Origin of the sequence: Mesorhizobium sp. M1227, assembly GCF_040318315.1 — a bacterium.
Classification (GTDB): Bacteria; Pseudomonadota; Alphaproteobacteria; order Rhizobiales; family Rhizobiaceae; genus Mesorhizobium.
The window spans coordinates 91943-110026 of the sequence record NZ_JAMYLZ010000014.1 but is presented as its reverse complement, the minus strand read 5'-3'; the positions used below and the strand labels follow the sequence as shown (position 1 = coordinate 110026).

The 18084-nt window shown below is 62.7% G+C and carries 15 protein-coding genes; 7 read left to right on the top strand and 8 right to left on the bottom strand.

Annotation, left to right across the window (positions count from 1 at the left end; all coding sequences use genetic code 11):
• Positions 1-39 precede the first annotated feature (39 nt).
• From NKH28_RS18295 to NKH28_RS18285, 3 genes are all read right to left on the bottom strand, one after another.
• Positions 40-687 carry a cysteine hydrolase family protein gene (locus NKH28_RS18295; protein WP_352501766.1) on the bottom strand — a complete coding sequence of 216 codons (648 nt, stop codon included), beginning with the start codon at positions 685-687 and terminating at the stop codon, positions 40-42.
• A gap of 47 nt (positions 688-734) precedes the next feature.
• Positions 735-1271 (bottom strand): hypothetical protein, encoded by a 537-nt coding sequence (locus NKH28_RS18290; RefSeq protein ID WP_352471106.1) that lies wholly within the window; start codon positions 1269-1271, stop codon positions 735-737.
• Positions 1272-1402: 131 nt separating this feature from the next.
• On the bottom strand, positions 1403-2722 hold the full coding sequence (locus NKH28_RS18285) for an epoxide hydrolase family protein (RefSeq protein ID WP_502904286.1): 1320 nt from the start codon (positions 2720-2722) through the stop codon (positions 1403-1405).
• Between the two features lie 207 nt (positions 2723-2929).
• Between NKH28_RS18285 and NKH28_RS18280 the strand changes: the two genes are divergently transcribed.
• Complete coding sequence (locus tag NKH28_RS18280) at positions 2930-5791, top strand: ATP-binding protein (protein WP_352470982.1); 2862 nt, start codon at positions 2930-2932, stop codon at positions 5789-5791.
• A 154-nt stretch (positions 5792-5945) separates the two neighbouring features.
• Here NKH28_RS18280 and NKH28_RS18275 read toward each other — a convergent pair whose 3' ends face one another.
• Positions 5946-7478, bottom strand: a complete 1533-nt coding sequence (locus NKH28_RS18275; protein WP_352540736.1) for a helicase HerA-like C-terminal domain-containing protein — start codon at positions 7476-7478, stop codon at positions 5946-5948.
• Positions 7479-7755: 277 nt separating this feature from the next.
• Here NKH28_RS18275 and NKH28_RS18270 point away from each other — a divergent pair, with 277 nt between their 5' ends.
• From NKH28_RS18270 to NKH28_RS18255, 4 genes are all read left to right on the top strand, one after another.
• Complete coding sequence (locus NKH28_RS18270) at positions 7756-9198, top strand: methylmalonyl-CoA mutase subunit beta (RefSeq protein ID WP_352614924.1); 1443 nt, start codon at positions 7756-7758, stop codon at positions 9196-9198.
• Positions 9195-11318, top strand: a complete 2124-nt coding sequence (scpA, locus tag NKH28_RS18265; RefSeq protein WP_352540734.1) for a methylmalonyl-CoA mutase — start codon at positions 9195-9197, stop codon at positions 11316-11318. The genes NKH28_RS18270 and scpA overlap by 4 nt, the downstream gene beginning before the upstream one ends.
• A gap of 73 nt (positions 11319-11391) precedes the next feature.
• A complete protein-coding gene (locus tag NKH28_RS18260; protein ID WP_352470978.1) occupies positions 11392-11613 on the top strand; it encodes an AbrB/MazE/SpoVT family DNA-binding domain-containing protein in 222 nt (73 codons plus the stop codon).
• Complete coding sequence (locus NKH28_RS18255) at positions 11610-11999, top strand: type II toxin-antitoxin system death-on-curing family toxin (RefSeq protein WP_352683826.1); 390 nt, start codon at positions 11610-11612, stop codon at positions 11997-11999. The genes NKH28_RS18260 and NKH28_RS18255 overlap by 4 nt, the downstream gene beginning before the upstream one ends.
• Here the strand turns inward: NKH28_RS18255 and NKH28_RS18250 are convergent.
• Positions 11996-12469 (bottom strand): GreA/GreB family elongation factor, encoded by a 474-nt coding sequence (locus NKH28_RS18250; RefSeq protein ID WP_352490814.1) that lies wholly within the window; start codon positions 12467-12469, stop codon positions 11996-11998. The genes NKH28_RS18255 and NKH28_RS18250 overlap by 4 nt on opposite strands.
• Positions 12470-12611: 142 nt before the next feature.
• A complete protein-coding gene (locus NKH28_RS18245; RefSeq protein ID WP_352979891.1) occupies positions 12612-13490 on the bottom strand; it encodes a class I SAM-dependent methyltransferase in 879 nt (292 codons plus the stop codon).
• A 224-nt stretch (positions 13491-13714) separates the two neighbouring features.
• Between NKH28_RS18245 and NKH28_RS18240 the strand changes: the two genes are divergently transcribed.
• Both NKH28_RS18240 and NKH28_RS18235 read left to right on the top strand, forming a co-directional pair.
• Positions 13715-14236 carry a TetR/AcrR family transcriptional regulator gene (locus tag NKH28_RS18240; RefSeq protein WP_352979889.1) on the top strand — a complete coding sequence of 174 codons (522 nt, stop codon included), beginning with the start codon at positions 13715-13717 and terminating at the stop codon, positions 14234-14236.
• Positions 14237-14328: 92 nt separating this feature from the next.
• Entirely contained in the window at positions 14329-15705 is a 1377-nt protein-coding gene (locus NKH28_RS18235; protein WP_352470973.1) for a TIGR03808 family TAT-translocated repetitive protein, read from the top strand.
• Here the strand turns inward: NKH28_RS18235 and NKH28_RS18230 are convergent.
• Positions 15698-16702 (bottom strand): asparaginase, encoded by a 1005-nt coding sequence (locus tag NKH28_RS18230; protein WP_352470972.1) that lies wholly within the window; start codon positions 16700-16702, stop codon positions 15698-15700. The genes NKH28_RS18235 and NKH28_RS18230 overlap by 8 nt on opposite strands.
• A 26-nt stretch (positions 16703-16728) precedes the next feature.
• Complete coding sequence (locus NKH28_RS18225) at positions 16729-17895, bottom strand: acetyl-CoA acetyltransferase (protein WP_352540731.1); 1167 nt, start codon at positions 17893-17895, stop codon at positions 16729-16731.
• Between the last annotated feature and the right edge of the window lie 189 nt (positions 17896-18084).

Sequence of the window (18084 nt, the reverse complement as noted above, 5' to 3'; positions counted from 1 at the left end):
ACGGTTGGCCATTCCCTCGCGTGTGAGATCGATCATCACCTACGCCTCGGCGGCCGAGGTCTGGACGGCAGAAATCGAGTCGATGATTTGGTCTGTCGTGACAATCGCGCTGGCGTAGTTCGGCATGTTGATGTCGAGAGCCGCGTGCATCTCCTCATCCGAGTAGTCTGCCGTCGCGTCCCTCACCATGGTTACGTCGTAGCCGAGCTCGGCGGCGAAGCGAACGGTCGCTTCGACGCAGGTGTGTGCGATCAGTCCGATGACAATGAGTTTCTGGATTCCGTGCCTTTTCAGCTGCAGATCCAGATCCGTATTGGCGAACCCACTGGAACACCAATGTTCGGTCGCGACAGTTTCGCCTGGCTTGGGCTCGAACTCGGACCGAATCTCGCCGCCCCAGGTGCCGTATTCAAAGCTCTTGCTCTTCCATGCTCTCTTCTGGACGGGCGCGACGTAAGTCCATGTCTCATAGTCGCCCGGACGGTATCGATGATGCATTGCATAGAAGACGCGAAGCTTAGCTTGACGCGCGGCATTCAGGACTTGCAGCATGTGAGGCACGCAGCCGTTCGCCTCTGCGACAGCCCGGATGCGGGGCCATATCTTGCCCCCATCGGAAATGAAGTCGTTGTACGGATCGATCACCAAAAGTGCGGTGACCTCCCGGTCATGTGCGTGCCTCGTCATTGTGCCTCCTCCATGGAGCGGCTACATCACAAGAAAGATGCTGCCGCTCAGTTCCTGAGCGCGGCTCGTTCGATGCTGGCCGCAAAAAGCGGCGTCTCGCCCTTGTTGTGAGCGATCGACATGGGCTGGCGCTGTGACCGAAGCACCTCGAACGGGATGCCCTGGCGCTCGAAGAAGGCCATGAATTCCTTCGTGGCCCAGGACCGGACGTGGTTGGTAAACTCACATCGGCGACTGTCGATAGCCTTGACGCTCAGCTCCCAACGCACATGGATCGTGGTGCGGCCCGTAGGCGTGAAGAGGTCTGAAACCGACTCCAGGATGAGGTGATCCTTGCGGCCAAGCGTCTCGACATAGTGTTGCACCATCAGGCTGCCGCCGATGATCTCGACATTGATCGACATGCGCTTGCCATCCGGCGCCGTCGTGAAACCCGCCGCTATGTGGGCAGGCGAACACCCCTGATATTCATGTTCGGACAGCGCGAAGCACCAGTTGGGAATGTCAATCTTCTCGATCGGCGCGTTGATGATAGCCGTAAAGCTTGAATCGACGATTTCATGGTCCTCGACGGGGGCTGCCATCTTCGTGATGGGTTCGTGCGATGCGGAAGAGTGCGCGATTGCTGACATGGCGTTCTCCTTTGTCCCGGGTTCAATCGGGTTGCCTTGGACAGTCGAGCAGGTGTGACTGCAAGCGGAACCCTGTGAGGGGTTCAGATTTGCTGGCGCAGCGGACGAAATGCCGTCCGGAGTTCGGCGGTGAAGGCCGCGGGCTGCTCCCAGGCTGCGAAATGGCCGCCCTTGGGGAGCCGGTTGTAATGGATAAGCTTCGGATACGCCTTTTCAGCCCAGGTCTCCGGCGCCTGGTAGATCTCGTCCGGGAAGGCGCTCACAGCGACCGGGATCTTGATGCCCCTGGGGTCGAAGAAGCCTCCCGTCGGGTGGTGCGCGTTGTCCCAGTAAAGACGCGCCGAGGAGATCGCCGTGTTGGTCAGCCAGTACATCGTGACATTGTCCAGGATATCGTCCTTCGTCAGCCCTTCCGGCTGCCCGTCGAAGACGCGTGCGATCAGCTCGTAGCTGCGGATGTCGTGGTCGAGCATCCAGGCTGCGAGACCAACCGGCGAGTCGACGATGCCGTAGAGCGTCTGCGGGCGATTGTTCATCTCGATCGCGTAGCCCAGCCCGTTCTTGTAGAAATCGTCGAGCTGGTCCCAGGCGCGCTTCTCGTCGGGCGAGAGGCCGGCGGGCGCCCGGCCGCCGGCGGCAAGCGCCTTCGAGATGTCGGCGGGCACGGTGGCAGCCATGTTGGTGTGGATGCCAAGCAAGCCCGGAGGCTCTTGCAGCGCCATCGTCTCCGACACGGCGTTGCCCCAGTCGCCGCCCTGCGCGACGTATCTCGTGTAACCGAGGCGTTGCATCAGCATCGCCCACGCTTTGGCGATGCGGACAGGTGTCCATCCCGGTGCGGTCGGCTTGCCTGAGAAGCCGTAACCAGGCAGCGAGGGGATCACCACATGAAATGCGTCCGCTTCGCTCCCGCCGTTGGCGGTTGGATTGGTGAGCGGCTCGATGACCTTCAACTGCTCGATGATCGAGCCAGGCCAGCCATGCGTGATAATTACCGGCAATGCATTCTCATGCCTGGAGCGGACATGGATGAAGTGGATGTCCAGCCCGTCGATCTCGGTGATGAACTGCGGCAGGGCATGGAGCCGGGTCTCCATCTTGCGCCAGTCGTAATCCGTCGCCCAGTACTTCGCGAGCTTCTGCATTGTGGCGAGCTGCACGCCCTGGGTGTCGTCAGCCACATTCTCCTGGTCCGGCCAGCGGGTCGCGGCGACGCGTCGGCTAAGCTCGTCGATTTCCTCCTGAGGAAAGCTGACCTTGAAGGGCCGGATCGCATCGCCCGCGGCTGCGGCGACCGATGGGAGCAGGCTGGCAGTACCTACGGCGGCAATGCCCATTGCGGCCGTGCTCAAAACCAGGCGGCGGTCCTGATCGATTAGTTCGGGAGTCTTGGTCGTATTCATGGGTCTCTCCTGGGGGGTGCTCGGTGCTGCCGAAAACTTACGCCCGCAGGACGAGAATCGCCCGTTATGTGTTGTGAGCCCCCTGTTAGTGGCTGTCAGCGCTGGTGGCTCCGGGCAGCGGGGTCCTGCCACCGTTCGCCTATGGTGCAGGTGTTGTACTTGACTTAGACTATCGGCTTGGTGGCGGGCGGCTCCGAGAGAAGCGCCATGACGATAGTGGCAGGTCAGGCCAAGGACGGACTGTCGTTCGGTCCTTTCCATCTGGTTGCGCGCGAAAGGCTCGTCACAAAAGACGGCGCTCCCTTGGCGCTGGGCTCGCGTGCACTGGACATTCTCATTGCCCTGATCTCCACGCCGAATGAAATCGTCGGCAAAAAGGATCTGATGTCGCGGGTTTGGCCCGATGTCGTAGTCGAGGAAGGCAGCCTGCGGTTTCACATGACCAGGCTCCGCAAGGCGCTGGGTGACGGAAAGGACGGCGCACGATACATCGCGACACTACCAGGGCGGGGTTATTGCTTCATCGCGCCCGTCTCGCAGATCGGCGGTCCGCGCGATGAAGAGCCTGCAGCTGCCGCCAGTTTTCCGCACGCGAATCTTCCGAGCCGCTTGGGCCGAATGGTTGGCCGGGACGACGACGTTCTTCAGCTGTCGGCTCGACTGAATGCGTCGCGCTTCGTCACAATCGTTGGCGCGGGCGGCGTCGGCAAAACCACCGTCGCGATCGCGGTCGGACATCACCTCATTGACGGCTTCGCGGGCGCTGTGCTGTTCGTCGACCTGGGAATGCTCGGCGATCCCGACCTGGTGACGACAGCCGTCGCCTCCATGCTTGGGCTGTCGGTTCAATCGAGTGACGCGACGCCCAGTCTGATCGCCTACCTGCGCAACAAGCGGATGCTTTTGATCCTCGACACCTGCGAGCATCTCGTCGATGCGGTGGCGCCTCTGGCCGCAAGCATCATCGACGCGGCGTCGCAGGTCCACATTCTGGCAACAAGTCGCGAAGCGCTTCGGGTCGAAGGCGAGCATATCTACCGATTGGATGCCCTTGCCTGTCCGCCAGACGACCCAAGGCTTACGGCGGCGGTTGTCCAGACGTTCCCGGCCATTCAACTGTTCGTGGAGCGCGCGGTGGCAAGTGGCGCGCGCTTGGATGTCAGCGATGCGGAGGCCCTGATCGTCGCAAGCATCTGTCGAAAGCTTGACGGTGTGGCGCTTGCAATCGAGTTGGCGGCCCGGCGGGTCGAGTCTTATGGATTGCAACAAACCGCCGCGCTTCTCGATCAACGTCTGACTTTGCTGTGGCTGGGATCGCGGACCGCGCCACCGCGTCAAAAGACCCTGCAGGCCACGCTGGATTGGAGCTTTGGGCTACTTACCGACCTGGAGCGCGCAGTGCTTCGCAGGCTCGCTGTATTCCTTGGCCATTTCACGCTCGATGCGGTCTTGGAAGTCGTCACAAGCGCTGCCCTCGACAGATCGACGGTTCTTAATGCCATGGATAGTCTTGTTGCCAAGTCGATCATAGCGACGCGCCCGCTCGGAGCGATGATGCGCTATCGGCTCCTGGATACCACGCGCGCCTACGTCCTCGATATCAGCATAGATGACGCCGAGGCCGCCGATCTGGCGGTGCGCCACGCCGCCTACTATCGAAGATGGCTTGAGCAAACAGGTATCGAGTGGCCAGGTCTGGCGACCGGCGAGGAGCGGGCTCCTCACTTCGCCGCCATCAACAATGTGCGGGCCGCTCTGGAATGGTGCTTCGGCGAGGGCGGAAACGCCGATATCGGCATCGGACTTGCCACTGCTGCCGCGCCTGTTTTCCTGGCGATGTCCTTGTTGCCGGAGTGTCATCGCTGGTCAGAACGCGCGATATTCGCTCTCGACGATGCCGCTCTTGGCGGACTTGACGAGATGCATCTCCAGGCAGCCTTGGGTGTGTCCCTGATGTTCATGCGGGGAGGGCGTGATGCGGCGCGCGTCGCCCTGGAGAAAAGCCTGGCGATCGCCGAAGAACGCGGTGATACGTTGGATCAAGTGCGCCTGCTGGGTCCGCTCAACATGTTCCACCTGCGGACAGGCAACTTCGTGACCGCCCTCCAGTTTGCAAAACGCTGTTCAGCCATAGCCGCGACCCTGGAGGATCCGGTCGCGATTGCGTTGGCGCATACCATTCTGGGGATATCGCTTCACCTTCGTGGTGACCTGGCCGAAGCCCGCGCGGAGCTTGAGGCAGCGCTGGATCGTGGGCCACGCTCTCAGCGAACCACAACGGTCTATCTCGGTTTCGAGGGCAAAATCCTGGCCAAGGCTATCCTGGCGAGGAACCTTTGGCTGCAAGGCCATCCGGACCAAGCCATGGAACGTGCTCGACAGGCCGTCGAAGAGGCCGCCGCCATGGACCACTCGCTGACTCTGGCGATCGCCCTGATCTGGGGAATATCGGTGTTCCTGTGGGCCGGGGAACTGGAGAGCGCGGAGGCACACATCGACATGCTGATTTCCCGCGCCGAGTCCCATTCCATGGCCCCTTATCTGCTGGTCGGTCGGGGATTCAAAAGCGAAGTCGCAATCCGGCACGGGGATGCGACAGGTGGGGTCGGGGGCCTCCAGAGTTCTCTCCAAAACCTCCACGCAGCACCTTACGAATTGCTCACGACCGAGCTCAACCTCTCGCTGGTTAGAGGACTATCCGCGATCGGTCGGGTCGACGAAGCAGTCGCGCTGATCGGTGATTCAGTTGGTCAAGTCGAAAAGAACGGTGACCAATTGTACCTTCCGGAGTTGCTGCGGATGAAGGGAGGCCTTCTTCTCCAACAACTGTCGGAACGCAATCGCGACGAGGTCGGCGCATCCCTAATGCAGGCACTGGAGTTGAGCCGGAGTCAAGGCGCGCGGGCATGGGAGCTGCGAACCGCAATTGATATGGCAACGTTGATGGCTGGGCGAGGCGAGATCGACGGCGCTCGCGAGCTCTTGCAATCGGTTGCGGAGCATTTCGTAGAAGGCGCGAGTACGGAAGATTTGAAGGCTGCCGCGCGCCTGTTGGCGACGCTGAACTAGCTACCGCCGATACGCGTTTACACTTTTGCAGACGGTCCGACGGCAGCTATGGGCGCATAGCCGCCGTCCGCTGTCCTTCAGATCTGGCCACCGGCACTTGATGTGCAAGACAGAATTTGCCAACACAGATGCCCGCCCTTCGGTGCGATGCCCCTCACCTGCCCCTGGACAAGCTCCCCAAAATCCCGCGGACGATCGCCCGTCCGACCGACGAGCCGACCGAGCGCACGATGGATTTGATCGCCGCCTCCGCAACGGTCTGACGGTTGGAGGGGCGCGGCGCGCGGCGGCCGCCGGTCGGCTGGGGATCGTCATTGCCGAAGCCGGGAATGGTCCAGCGCGAACGGCCGCTTTCCTGTTGCTGCGCCTGTGCCTCCTGGGCGTCCTTGGCCTTCTTCTGCAGCATCTCGAAGGCCGATTCGCGGTCGATGGTCTGATCGTATTGTCCCGCAACCGGGCTCTCGGTGATCAGCTTGCGGCGCTCGTCGGGCGTGATCGGGCCAAGGCGCGATGACGGCGGGCGGATCAGCGTTCGCTGCACCATGGACGGCACGCCCTTGGCTTCCAGCGTCGAGACAAGCGCCTCGCCGGTGCCGAGCTGCGTGATCACGGTTGCGCAGTCGAAGTCGGGATTAGGCCTGAACGTCTCGGCCGCCGTCCTGACGGCCTTCTGTTCGCGCGGCGTGTAGGCACGGAGTGCGTGCTGCACGCGGTTGCCGAGCTGGGCCAGCACCGTTTCGGGGATATCCAGCGGATTTTGCGTGACGAAATAAACGCCGACGCCCTTCGAGCGGATCAGCCGGACCACCTGCTCGACGCGGTCGACCAACACCTTCGGGGCGTCGTCGAACAGAAGGTGCGCCTCGTCGAAGAAGAAGACCAGCTTCGGCCTGTCCGGGTCGCCGACTTCCGGCAGTTCCTCGAACAGTTCCGACATCAGCCACAGAAGGAACGTCGCATAGAGCCGCGGATTCATCATCAGCTTGTCGGCGGCGAGCACGCTGATGGCGCCGCGTCCATCGCGCGTGGTGCGCATGATGTCGGATATCCGCAATGCCGGCTCGCCGAAGAAATTGGCAGCGCCCTGCTGCTCCAGGACCAGCAGCGTGCGCTGGATCGCGCCGACCGAAGGCTTCGTCACATTGCCGTAGCGGGCGCCGATCTCTTCGGCGCGGTCGGCGATATTGGCCAGCAGTGACTGCAGGTCCTTCAAATCGAGCAGCAGAAGGCCTTCCTCGTCGGCGATGCGGAAGGCGATGTTCATGATGCCTTCCTGCGCCTCGGAAAGGTTCATCAACCGCGACAGAAGCAGCGGCCCCATCTCCGAGATGGTGGCGCGGATCGGGTGGCCCTGCTCGCCGAACAGATCCCAGAAGATGACCGGGAATTCCTGGAATTCATAGGGATCGAGCTTGACCTGCTCGGCCCGCTTGACCAGGAAATCCTGCGCTGTGCCCATCATAGCGATACCCGACAGGTCGCCCTTGATGTCGGCGCAGAATACCGGCACGCCGGCATTTGAGAAACCCTCGGCCAATATCTGCAGGGTCACCGTCTTGCCGGTGCCGGTCGCGCCGGTGACCAGGCCATGACGATTGCCATATTGCAGCAAAAGCTGTTCGGGCCGCTGATAACTGTCGTCCGGCTTGCGGCTGGCCCCTATGAAGATACTGGTATCGTCGGCCATGTGTCCGGTCTCTCCGCAAACCTATAGGGTTGAATGCCCTGATCCCTTGAAGAAAAGGGAGCCCCGCCGCAGGTATAGTGAGGCCATTGCGCAGCGACAATGGGCACCGTCGAAAATGGCTTTTGGAGCTTGCGGAACCTGCCCATGTTTGGCAATCGGTTGACGGTCACCGTCACGGAAGGCGAGTTGCACCGCATGTGTGCTGCATTGTGATATCGGGCCGGGGACCGTAGACTGACATAGTCGGCCGCTGCGGCCGCTAGAACGAGGAGAACCGATGGGCGCCGGTGCCTTGACCCAGGATGCCGAACTTCCGAACGTCGACCGGCAACGATGGCTGGCGCTGGCGGAGAAGGCGCTGGCCGGCGGGTCCTTCGAGGAAAAGCTCGTCTCGCATACGGACGACGCCATCCGCATCGAGCCGCTCTACGAGCGTTCGGTAACCGCCGAGCCTGTCGTGCGCGCCAACCCGGGATCACCGTGGATCGTCAGCCAGCGCATCGACGATCCGGACATAGGCCGCGCCAGTGCGCAGGCGCTGGAAGACGTCGCGCAGGGTGCCACCGGACTGTCGCTTGTCTTCGAGGGTGCGCCGAACGCCTTCGGCTATGGCTTGCCGAGGACGGCGGAGGCGCTGGAGGGCGTGCTCGACGGCGTGCCGCTCAACCGCATCCAGATCCGCATCGACGCCCATCCCTGGAGCCGTGCCGTGGCCGACTGGCTGGTGGCGTTTTTGACCAAGCGCCGCTCCGACCCGGCAAAGCTCAACCTCTCCTTCGGCATCGATCCGGCGGCGATCTTTGCCGGGACCGGCAGGCTGCGCATGTCGATCGAGGCTTTGCAGGCTTCGATGCCGCAATCGCTGGCGCATTTCTTTTCGATGGGTGTGCCCGGCGTGCTGCTGGAGGCCGACGGGCGGGTATTCCACAATGCCGGCGCCACCGAGGCGCAGGAGCTTGGCACCATGCTCGCCTCGGCCGTCTCCTATTTGAGGCTGTTCGAGAAGGCGCGCCAGCCGCTCGTCTACGCGGCGCCGCATATCGGTTTTGCGCTCAGCGTCGACCAGGACCAGTTCGTTTCGACGGCCAAGGTCAGGGCGTTGCGCAGGCTGTGGGCGCGTGTCCAGGAGGCCTGCTCGATACCGCCCTCCACCGCCAGCATCCATGCCGAAACATCCTTCCGGATGATGACGGCGGCCGATCCGGAAACCAACATCCTGCGCACCACCATTGCCGCTTTTGCCGCTGCCGCCGGCGGCGCGGATTCGATCGCCATCCTGCCGCACACGATCGCGCACGGCCTGCCCGCGGGTTTTGCCCGCCGCGTTGCCCGCAACGCGCAACTGATCATGGCCAATGAAAGCAATATCGACCACGTCGCCGATCCGGTTTGCGGTTCGGGGGCCGTCGAAGCGCTGACTGCGGAGCTCTGCGCGGCGGCCTGGCAGGAGTTCCAGCAGATCGAGGCGGAAGGCGGCGTGCTGACCAGCCTTGAGCAAGGCCACATCCAGAGGCGCGTCCAGGCAGCTTCCGCCCGCCGCAACACAGCCTACCAGGCGGGCGAACGGGCGATCGTCGGCACGACGCTGCACCCGTCGAAGACCGAGCGTCCGGTCGAGACGCTGGCGGCGGAGCGGCGGCCTGCCTTCACCGAAGGCGTTGCGGTGTGCGAGCCGCTATTTCCGATCCGCATCGATCAGTCGATCGGAGCCGTGCCATGATCCCGGATTTCAGCCAGATCGCCTGGTCGCCGCCACGGCGGGCGCCGGTCGAGATCAAAGGCCAGCGGATGACGCCGGAAGGAATCGCCGTCAAGCATCTCTACAACCAGGGCGATCTCAAGGGCTTGCCGCACCTCGATACCTATCCAGGCCTGCCGCCTTTCGTGCGCGGCCCTTATCCGACGATGTATGTCCAGCAACCCTGGACGATCCGGCAATATGCCGGCTTCTCGACGGCCGAAGAGTCCAACGCCTTCTACCGGCGCAACCTTGCCGCCGGCCAGAAAGGCCTGTCGGTCGCCTTCGATCTCGCCACGCACCGCGGCTACGACAGCGACCATCCGCGCGTCGCCGGCGATGTCGGCATGGCCGGCGTCGCCATCGATTCCATTCTCGACATGCGCCAGCTGTTCGACGGCATCCCGCTTAACGAGATGACGGTATCGATGACGATGAACGGCGCGGTGCTGCCGATCATGGCGCTCTATATCGTCGCGGCGGAGGAACAGGGCGTTGCGCAGAAGGACCTCACCGGGACCATTCAGAACGACATCCTGAAAGAGTTCATGGTGCGCAACACCTACATCTATCCGCCAAAACCTTCGATGCGGATCGTGTCGGACATTTTTTCCTACACGTCGAAGCACATGCCGAAGTTCAATTCGATCTCGATCTCCGGCTATCACATGCAGGAGGCGGGAGCGACGGCGGATCTCGAGCTCGCCTACACGATTGCAGACGGTATCGAATATGCCCGCGCCGGCGTCGCGGCCGGCCTCGACATCGACCGTTTCGCGCCGCGCCTTTCCTTCTTCTGGGCGATCGGCATGAATTTCTTCATGGAAGTCGCCAAGCTGAGAGCAGCGCGCGTATTGTGGGCCAGCCTAATGCTGAAGAACTTTTCGCCGAAGGACGAGCGCTCGCTGTCGCTGCGCACCCATTGCCAGACTTCGGGCTGGTCGCTGACGGCGCAGGATCCCTACAACAACATCATCCGCACCATGATCGAGGCGATGGCCGCCACTCAAGGCCATACGCAGTCGCTGCACACCAATTCCTTCGACGAGGCAATGGCGCTGCCGACCGACCATTCGGCCCGCATCGCCCGCAACACACAGCTCATCCTGCAGAAGGAATCCGGCACGACGCGCATTATCGACCCGTGGGGCGGCTCCGCCTATGTCGAACGGCTGACACATGATCTGGCGGCGCGTGCGCTTGCGCATATCGAGGAGGTCGAGAGCCTCGGCGGCATGGCCGCGGCGATCGAAAAGGGCCTACCGAAGCTGCGCATCGAAGAGGCTGCCGCGCGCACCCAGGCGCGCATCGATTCCGGCGAACAGATCGTGGTCGGTGTCAATGCCCACCGTCCCGGCACGGACATCGAAGTCGACGTGCTGAAGATCGACAATGCCGAGGTCAGGGCACGGCAATTGTCGAAGCTGCAGCGGCTGAAAGGTACGCGCGACGTCGCCGCCGTCGAGAGCGCGCTCGATGCGCTGACCCGTGCTGCCGGGAGTAACGGAAACCTGCTGGAATTCGCCATCCGGGCCGCACGCGCCAACGCCACGGTCGGCGAGATTTCGCTGGCGCTGGAAAAGGTTTTCGGCCGCCATGTCGCCTCGGTGCAGACGATCTCCGGCGTCTATCGCAACGCGCTCGGCGACAATCCGGTGGTCGACCGGCTGCAGGACAAGATCGTCGCGTTCGAGGAGAGGTCCGGCGGCAAGCCGCGCATTCTGGTCGCCAAGATGGGGCAAGACGGCCATGATCGCGGCCAGAAAGTGATCGCCACCGCCTTTGCCGACCTAGGCTTCGACGTCACCGTCGGGCCGATGTTCCAGACGCCGGACGAGATCGCCAGACTGGCAGTCGAGCATGACGTGCACATCGTCGGCGCCTCGTCGCTGGCTGCGGGCCATTTGACGCTCATTCCCGAACTCAAGCTTGCACTGAAGAAGTTGGGCCGCGACGACATGCTGATAGTCGCCGGCGGCGTTATCCCGCCGCAGGATTACGACGCAGTCCGGCAGGCAGGCGCCACTGAAATCTTCCCGCCCGGCACGGTCATCCCGGAAGCGGCGGAGCGGCTGATGGACCGGCTGCTGCAGGCCGGCTGACGCCTTGTTATAATGTCTGTTGTAACAAGAAACACACTGCGTTATAATCAGCGTTGCAACAGGATGCCTCACCATGAACACGACCATTCGCAAGATCGGCAATTCCGAAGGCGTGATCCTGCCGAGGGAACTTCTCGATCGTCTGAACCTGAAGGCCGGCGACCAGCTTCAAATCGTTGAAACAGGTGACGGTTTTGCGCTGAGGCCGGTGGACGACAGCTTCGAGCGGCAAATGAAAGCCGCCCGCGAGGTGATGGATAAATACAAGGTCGCGCTTCAGAAGCTCGCCGAATGAGCTGGGAACTTCTGACGAGGCGTGCAGTCGAAGCCATGCACGCGGAGCAGTTGCGCCGACACGGCGGAGCACAAGGCTTGAGGGATGAAAATGCCCTCGAATCGGCGGGCGCTCGCGCCGAAAACAAGGCCAACTACGGAGACCGGTCGGTTGAGGAACTCGCAGCCGCCTATGTCTTCGGCATTGCCAGAAATCATGCCTTTGTCGACGGCAACAAACGCACCGCCATTGTCGCGGCCGGCGCATTTCTGATTGTGAATGGTTATGCCCTGTCGGCCAATGACGGCATGCTTTACGAATTCGTCATGGGCGTCGCCGCCGGCGAAATCGACGAGGCCGGCGCCGCAGCGTTCTTCCGCGATCATGTCGTCAAGCTCGAAGACTAACTGTCGGAGAGCTTGACGATCTCCCATTCCTTGCCATTGACCACGGCAACTTCGCCGACCTTCTTGCCGAACAGCGCCATCGCCATCGGCGACATATGGGAAATTGTCCCCTTGGCGGGATTTGCCTCATCCTCGCCGACGATCTTCCAGTGCACCTTCTTGCCGTCGTGGCTTTCCAGCGTGACGCCCATGCCGAAGCGAACCATGTCGCTGCCCGGTTCCGGCACCGAAAGCTCGGCGCTTTCGCGCCGCGCCGTCCAGTAGCGGAGATCACGCGACACCAGCGCGATGCGCTCGCGGTCGGCCCTCTTCTCGGCTCTGCCCAGTTCGTCGCGCAGAGCGGCCACCTCGGCATCGATCAGCGCCATGCCGCGTTCCGTGACCAGATTGCGGTGATGGCTGATCGGCCGCTCGCCGATGCCGGCAATGGCGTTTTCGCTGTCTTCCTCGCGGGTGAAGGCCCTGCTCATCCGACGAACTTAGGCTTGGAATGGCGACTCCACAAGCCATTGCTGATGAAGAGGCTAATGGTGAAGATCTGGGTTCAGTACCCGAGATTAGACAGCTGCTTGGGGTATAAAGCTGAGCATGCGAATGCCTCAACTTGGCGCACTATCGCGCTTCGCGGGCCGCAAGGCTAAGGTCCGGTTGCGCAACTAGGTAGCGGAGCCCCTTGGTTCCGACGTCGCCTTGCTCAACGATATTGAAGCCGTGCCGGCCGAGATCCGCTGCAACTTTGTCCAAATCGACGTAACCATGCCGGTGGAGCCGAAAGGTGCTCTTCCGGCGCGGCGGTTTTGCAAAATCGACGATAAGCACGCGACCGCCCGCCTTCAGGACGCGGAAGGCTTCTCTGCCGAAATCCTCGCGGCCCTTCCTTGGAAGATGGTGGAACATCAGCGTGCTGAGGACGACATCAAATTCCCCATCCTTGAAAGGCAGTTCCTGAGCGGTGGCGGTCGAGAACCCGACTTGTAGCCCGGCTCGCCGGGCCTTTGCCGTCGCGCGCGCAACCATTTCGGCGGAGGCGTCGACGCCGTGCACGCGCCCCTCCGGCGCCACTTTTTGTCTGGCAAGGAGCGCGGTGGTGCCGGTGCCGCACCCGACATCCAGGACCACTTCTCCCGGTTTCAGCTCCGCAAAGCTTAATATCCTTTCGCGAAAAGCACGTTCGCGACCGAAGGTCAGAAGCCACGCCAGCATATCGTACAGGGCGGCGGAATGAAGCGTGATGCCGACATGCAGCGCCTTCTCCTCGCCGGCGGCCGGTCTGCGGTCCTTGGCGGACAGCCGCCCGTGAGCGCTTTGCCATATCAATAAGCTCGCGACTACGACGAGTGCACCAGCATGAAGCAGGAGGACGGGAACTCCCAAGGAAAAGACCGCATTTGCCTGTCCCAACGAGAAAAATGCCGCGAGCACCACGGCCACTTTGACGAGCGCGACTAACGCATGCCCTCCGACTATTGTTCCGAAAAGACGTTGGTGCATTGCTTTATCTCCGGCCAGCCGGGCATCGCGCCGGGCCTTCCGCAAGAGCATAGGATACTGGACAGTGTGTCCAGTATCAGTTTTACTGGCCACATCGCACCGACGCGCCCAATACTGGACGATTTGGTGTCCTTTGGCCGGAAAAGGATGTTGCCCATGCCAGCCGGACCGATCGACCGTCGGGTCGCCAGGACCGCAGCCGACTGCAGCAGGCGCTTTTCAGATTGACCGCCGAGAAGGGATATACGGCGATCACGGTCGAGGATATCTGCAGGGAAGCCGATATCGGCCGCTCGACTTTCTACACACACTATCCCGACAAGGACCGCTTGAGGAAAGCAACGATCGACGACCATCTGAAGACCCTGCAGGCACACGGTGCCGAACGCCATTCGCAGCGAAACGCCAAGGGCTTTTCCTTCAGCGGTCCGGTGTTCGAGCATGCTCATGCCATGCGGGAGATGCACCGTGCGCTGATGGGCGGGAAAAAGCGCGAAATGCCAGAAGAGATCCGCGGCTGGATAAGCAGGCAGGTTCGCAATGAATTGCCGAATATCCAAGGTGATCAAGGCGGAGTCAGACTTGAGATCGCCACACGCTTCATCGTTGGCGCGTTCTTTGAAGTGATGCACTGGTGGCTTGAGAGGGATACGAAGCTGTCTCCGGCGGAGATCGACCAGACATTCCTGCAACTTGCCTTCAACGGGGTAAATGCGGTGATCGCCGAGCCAACGAGGATCGAATAGGGGCCAAGCGTCAGATTTTCACCACGAGTTCGACCGGGCTAGTCTGGCACGAATCCTGCGGCGCGACCGTTGAACGCAAGGAATCTGTGCCGATGTTGAACAGACGAACGCTGCTTGCGCAGACCGCCGGCTTTGCCGTCATGGGGCTTTCGCTCGGCAAGGCAGCGGCGAAAAACCTGCCAAGCATCGAGAAAGCCGCGATGCGTGGCGCGATCAACGCGACCGAGCTCGGCGTCCGGCCCGGTGCGCTTGACGATCAGAGCAAGGCTTTCACCAAGCTGCTGCGCGACGCGCACGACCGCGACATGCCGGTGTTCCTGCCGCCGGGGATCTATATCGTTTCCAACATGTCGCTGCCCGGCCGCGTGCGCCTGTCCGGCGTGCCGGGCGCATCGCGGATCGTCTATGGCGGCAATGGCCATCTCATCATGGCCGAACGGGCCGAGCACATCGAACTCAGTGGGCTGGTGTTCGATGGCCGCAAACGCTGGATGGGCGACTACACGCAAGGCCTGCTCGATCTGCGCCGCATCGCCCATCTGGTCGTCGACAATTGCCAGCTTACCGGCAGCGGCAAGAACGGTCTGGCGCTCGAGCACGCCTCGGGCCGCATCGAGCGCTTGGAGATTTCCGGTGCGGCCGATGCCGGCATCTATTCGGTCGAGGCCGATGGCCTGGAAATATCAGGCAATAGCGTCTCCGACTGCGCCAATGGCGGCATTCTCGTGCACCGCTGGCAGGCGGCTGAAGACGGCACCATCGTCAGCGGCAACCGGATCGAGCGCATCCAGGCGCGCAGCGGCGGAACCGGCCAGAACGGCAACGGCATCAATGCGTTCCGCGCCGGCAACGTCATCATCTCCGGCAATATTGTCTCGGACTGCGCGTTCTCGGCGATCCGCGCCAACAGTTCCAGCAATTTGCAGATCACCGGCAACACCTGCTCGCGTTCGGGCGAGACGGCCGTGTATTCCGAATTCTCGTTCGAAGGCGCCGTCATCGGCAACAACATCGTCGATGGCGCCGCGAACGGTATTTCGATCGTCAATTTCAATGAGGGCGGCCGCATGGGCGTGTGCTCCGGCAACATCGTCCGCAATCTGTCGACCAGCGGCCCCTACCCTGCCGACGCGCCCGGCTTCGGCGTCGGCATCAGCGTCGAGGCCGACACCACCGTTTCCGGCAACGTCATCGAGAATGCGCCGCTCTACGGCATGCAGATCGGCTGGGGACCGTTCATGCGCAATGTGGTCGCCACGGGAAACATCGTCCGCAAGGCCGGAACCGGCATCGCCGTCAGCGTGGTTGAAGGTGCCGGAACGGCAATCATCTCCGACAATGTCATCGACGGAGTCCAGAACGGCGCGATCGTCGGCCAACGCTGGGCCGAGCGAGTGACCGGTGACCTCGCCGCATCAGGCAATGCCGGCTACGCGCATTTGACCGTCGAGCGCAACCACGTCAGTTGAGGGTGGCCGTCGGCCGGAGCGCACCGACTTTGGCACCGATCCGGCTCTCGATAGGCGGATTTGCCTGTTCGGTCAGTTTCGCAGCGAGCGCCTGGTCGGCGTGCAGCAGCTTAGCCAGCACGGCCGCGACCATCACTTCAGCGGCGCGGCCGGCGCCATCGTCGCACTTCAGCGCGATGCCAAGGCCAAGCTCCGGAAGGGTTGCACAAAAAACACCTTCGGCGCCTCCCTTGACGAAAATCCGGCCCGGCGCGGCCTCCATCATCGCGACATCGGACCTGCCCGTGCCGGCGACGAAAAACGGCTCGGCCATGCAGGCGGAAAGCAGCCGCTTCGCCGCCCGGGCGCGCATCGGCTCGAACCCGGCACCTGTCGCCATGCGGGCAAAGCCAAGGGCAAAGCTGCGCAGGGGCACGGCATAGGTCGGAATCGAGCAGCCGTCGGTGCCGCGGTGATCGGCGTCATGGGCAGCACCGGTCACCGCCTGCATCGCTTCGCGCACCATCTCCTGCGAGGCGTGGCCAGCCTTGACGTAACCACGATGGGCGATGCCGCTGTGAACGCAGGTGCAGAGAAAGCCCGAGTGCTTGCCGGAACAATTGTTGTGCAGCGCGTTCGGCACGCTGCCGGCGCGGGCAAGTGCCAGGGTCGCTCCATGGCTCGAAGGCCAATGCGCGCCGCATTCGAGTGCCGTCTCGTCCAAGCCGGCCTTCGCCAGCATGGCGCGCGCCAGCTCGACATGTGGCGGCTCGCCGGAATGCGAGGCGCAGGCCAGCGCCAGCTCCCGATCACCGAAGCCGTAGGCATCGGCAGCGCCGCTCTCGACCAGCGGCAGCGCCTGGATCGCCTTGACCGCCGAACGCGGGAACACCGGTTGTGCCGTGTCGCCGATCTCCCAGACAGGCTTGCCGTCGGCGTCGAAGACGGCAACAGCGCCGCGATGAGCACTCTCGACGATTGCGCCGCGCAAGACTTCGACCAGAACCGGATTTGCCATGTCACCTCCCGCGAATGCGGGCGGGTTTATCTGATCCGGTCGAGAATGGAAACGTAGTTGGCGACCGCGGCACCGCCCATGTTGAAGATGCCGCCGAGTTTTGCTCCCGGCACCTGGATGCCGCCCGCCTCGCCGACAAGCTGCATGGCGCTCAGCACATGCATCGATACGCCGGTGGCACCGATCGGGTGGCCCTTGGCCTTCAGTCCACCGGACGGATTGACCGGCAGCCTTCCATTTTTCGCCGTCTCGCCATCCAGGGCCAGCTTGGCGCCCTCGCCCGGCTTTGCCAGGCCCATCGCCTCATACTCGATCAGTTCGGCGATGGTGAAACAGTCATGCGTCTCGACGAAGGACAGGTCGCCGAGCGTCACGCCCGCCTGCTTCAGCGCCTGGTTCCAGGCCTGCTCGCAGCCTTCGAAGGCGAGAATGTCGCGCTTCGACATCGGCAGGAAATCCTGCACATGCTCGTTGGCGCGGAAGGCGACGGCGCGGCGCATCTTCAGCGCCGTGGCCGTGTCGGCAAGGACAAGCGCGGCGGCACCGTCCGACACCAGCGAGCAGTCTGTGCGCTTCAGCGGACCGGCGACGAAGGGGTTTTTTTCGCTTTCCTGCCGGCAGAACTCGTAGCCGAAATCCTTGCGCATCTGCGCGTAGGGATTGTCGACGCCGTTCTTGTGGTTTTTGGCGGCGATCATCGCCAGCGCATCCGACTGGTCGCCGTAGCGCTGGAAATAGGCTTGGGCGATCTTGCCGAAGACGCCGGCGAAACCTGCCGGCGTGTTGCCGTCCTCCGGCAGATACGAGGCCTTGAGCAGGTTCTTGCCGATCTCGGGACCGGGCGTCGTCGTCATCTGCTCGGCGCCGACCACCAGCACGATACGGGCGGCATTGGCGTCGATGGCGCGGATGCCTTGCCTGACCGCCGCCGAGCCGGTGGCGCAGGCGTTCTCGACGCGGGTCGCAGGCTTGAAGCGCAGCCGGTCGTCTGCCTGGAGGACCAGGCTCGCGGTGAAATCCTGGGCGGAAAACCCGGCGTTGAAGTGGCCGAGCACGATCTCGTCGACGTCATCCGGACCGATGCCGGCATGATCGAGCGCCTCGACTGCCACCTTGGTGATCAGGCCCTCCAGCGTCTCGCCTTCGAGCTTGCCGAAGCGCGAATGCGCCCAACCGACGATGCATGCTGTCATGGCGATCTCCATCCTGTGGACCCGGGCTACGCGATACTTGCAGCGCGCCTCAGCATTGTTCAAGCATGAACCGTTCCGCCGGCTTCGTGAAGGGGCCAGAACCGCACAATCGCTTGATCTTGATCATCTGGTCATAGTGCCTGGCTTTTGCCAGCAAATCAGGCCGGATTTTTGTTGATTGATGCGTCA

What these genes read in the sequence shown, in the direction of transcription:
- NKH28_RS18295 (WP_352501766.1), bottom strand. Translation starts at nt 687, where the DNA reads ATGACGAGGCACGCACATGACCGGGAGGTCACCGCACTTTTGGTGATC.
- NKH28_RS18290 (WP_352471106.1), bottom strand. Translation starts at nt 1,271, where the DNA reads ATGGCAGCCCCCGTCGAGGACCATGAAATCGTCGATTCAAGCTTTACG.
- NKH28_RS18285 (WP_502904286.1), bottom strand. Translation starts at nt 2,722, where the DNA reads ATGAATACGACCAAGACTCCCGAACTAATCGATCAGGACCGCCGCCTG.
- NKH28_RS18280 (WP_352470982.1), top strand. Translation starts at nt 2,930, where the DNA reads ATGACGATAGTGGCAGGTCAGGCCAAGGACGGACTGTCGTTCGGTCCT.
- NKH28_RS18275 (WP_352540736.1), bottom strand. Translation starts at nt 7,478, where the DNA reads ATGGCCGACGATACCAGTATCTTCATAGGGGCCAGCCGCAAGCCGGAC.
- NKH28_RS18270 (WP_352614924.1), top strand. Translation starts at nt 7,756, where the DNA reads ATGGGCGCCGGTGCCTTGACCCAGGATGCCGAACTTCCGAACGTCGAC.
- scpA (WP_352540734.1), top strand. Translation starts at nt 9,195, where the DNA reads ATGATCCCGGATTTCAGCCAGATCGCCTGGTCGCCGCCACGGCGGGCG.
- NKH28_RS18260 (WP_352470978.1), top strand. Translation starts at nt 11,392, where the DNA reads ATGAACACGACCATTCGCAAGATCGGCAATTCCGAAGGCGTGATCCTG.
- NKH28_RS18255 (WP_352683826.1), top strand. Translation starts at nt 11,610, where the DNA reads ATGAGCTGGGAACTTCTGACGAGGCGTGCAGTCGAAGCCATGCACGCG.
- NKH28_RS18250 (WP_352490814.1), bottom strand. Translation starts at nt 12,469, where the DNA reads ATGAGCAGGGCCTTCACCCGCGAGGAAGACAGCGAAAACGCCATTGCC.
- NKH28_RS18245 (WP_352979891.1), bottom strand. Translation starts at nt 13,490, where the DNA reads ATGCACCAACGTCTTTTCGGAACAATAGTCGGAGGGCATGCGTTAGTC.
- NKH28_RS18235 (WP_352470973.1), top strand. Translation starts at nt 14,329, where the DNA reads ATGTTGAACAGACGAACGCTGCTTGCGCAGACCGCCGGCTTTGCCGTC.
- NKH28_RS18230 (WP_352470972.1), bottom strand. Translation starts at nt 16,702, where the DNA reads ATGGCAAATCCGGTTCTGGTCGAAGTCTTGCGCGGCGCAATCGTCGAG.
- NKH28_RS18225 (WP_352540731.1), bottom strand. Translation starts at nt 17,895, where the DNA reads ATGACAGCATGCATCGTCGGTTGGGCGCATTCGCGCTTCGGCAAGCTC.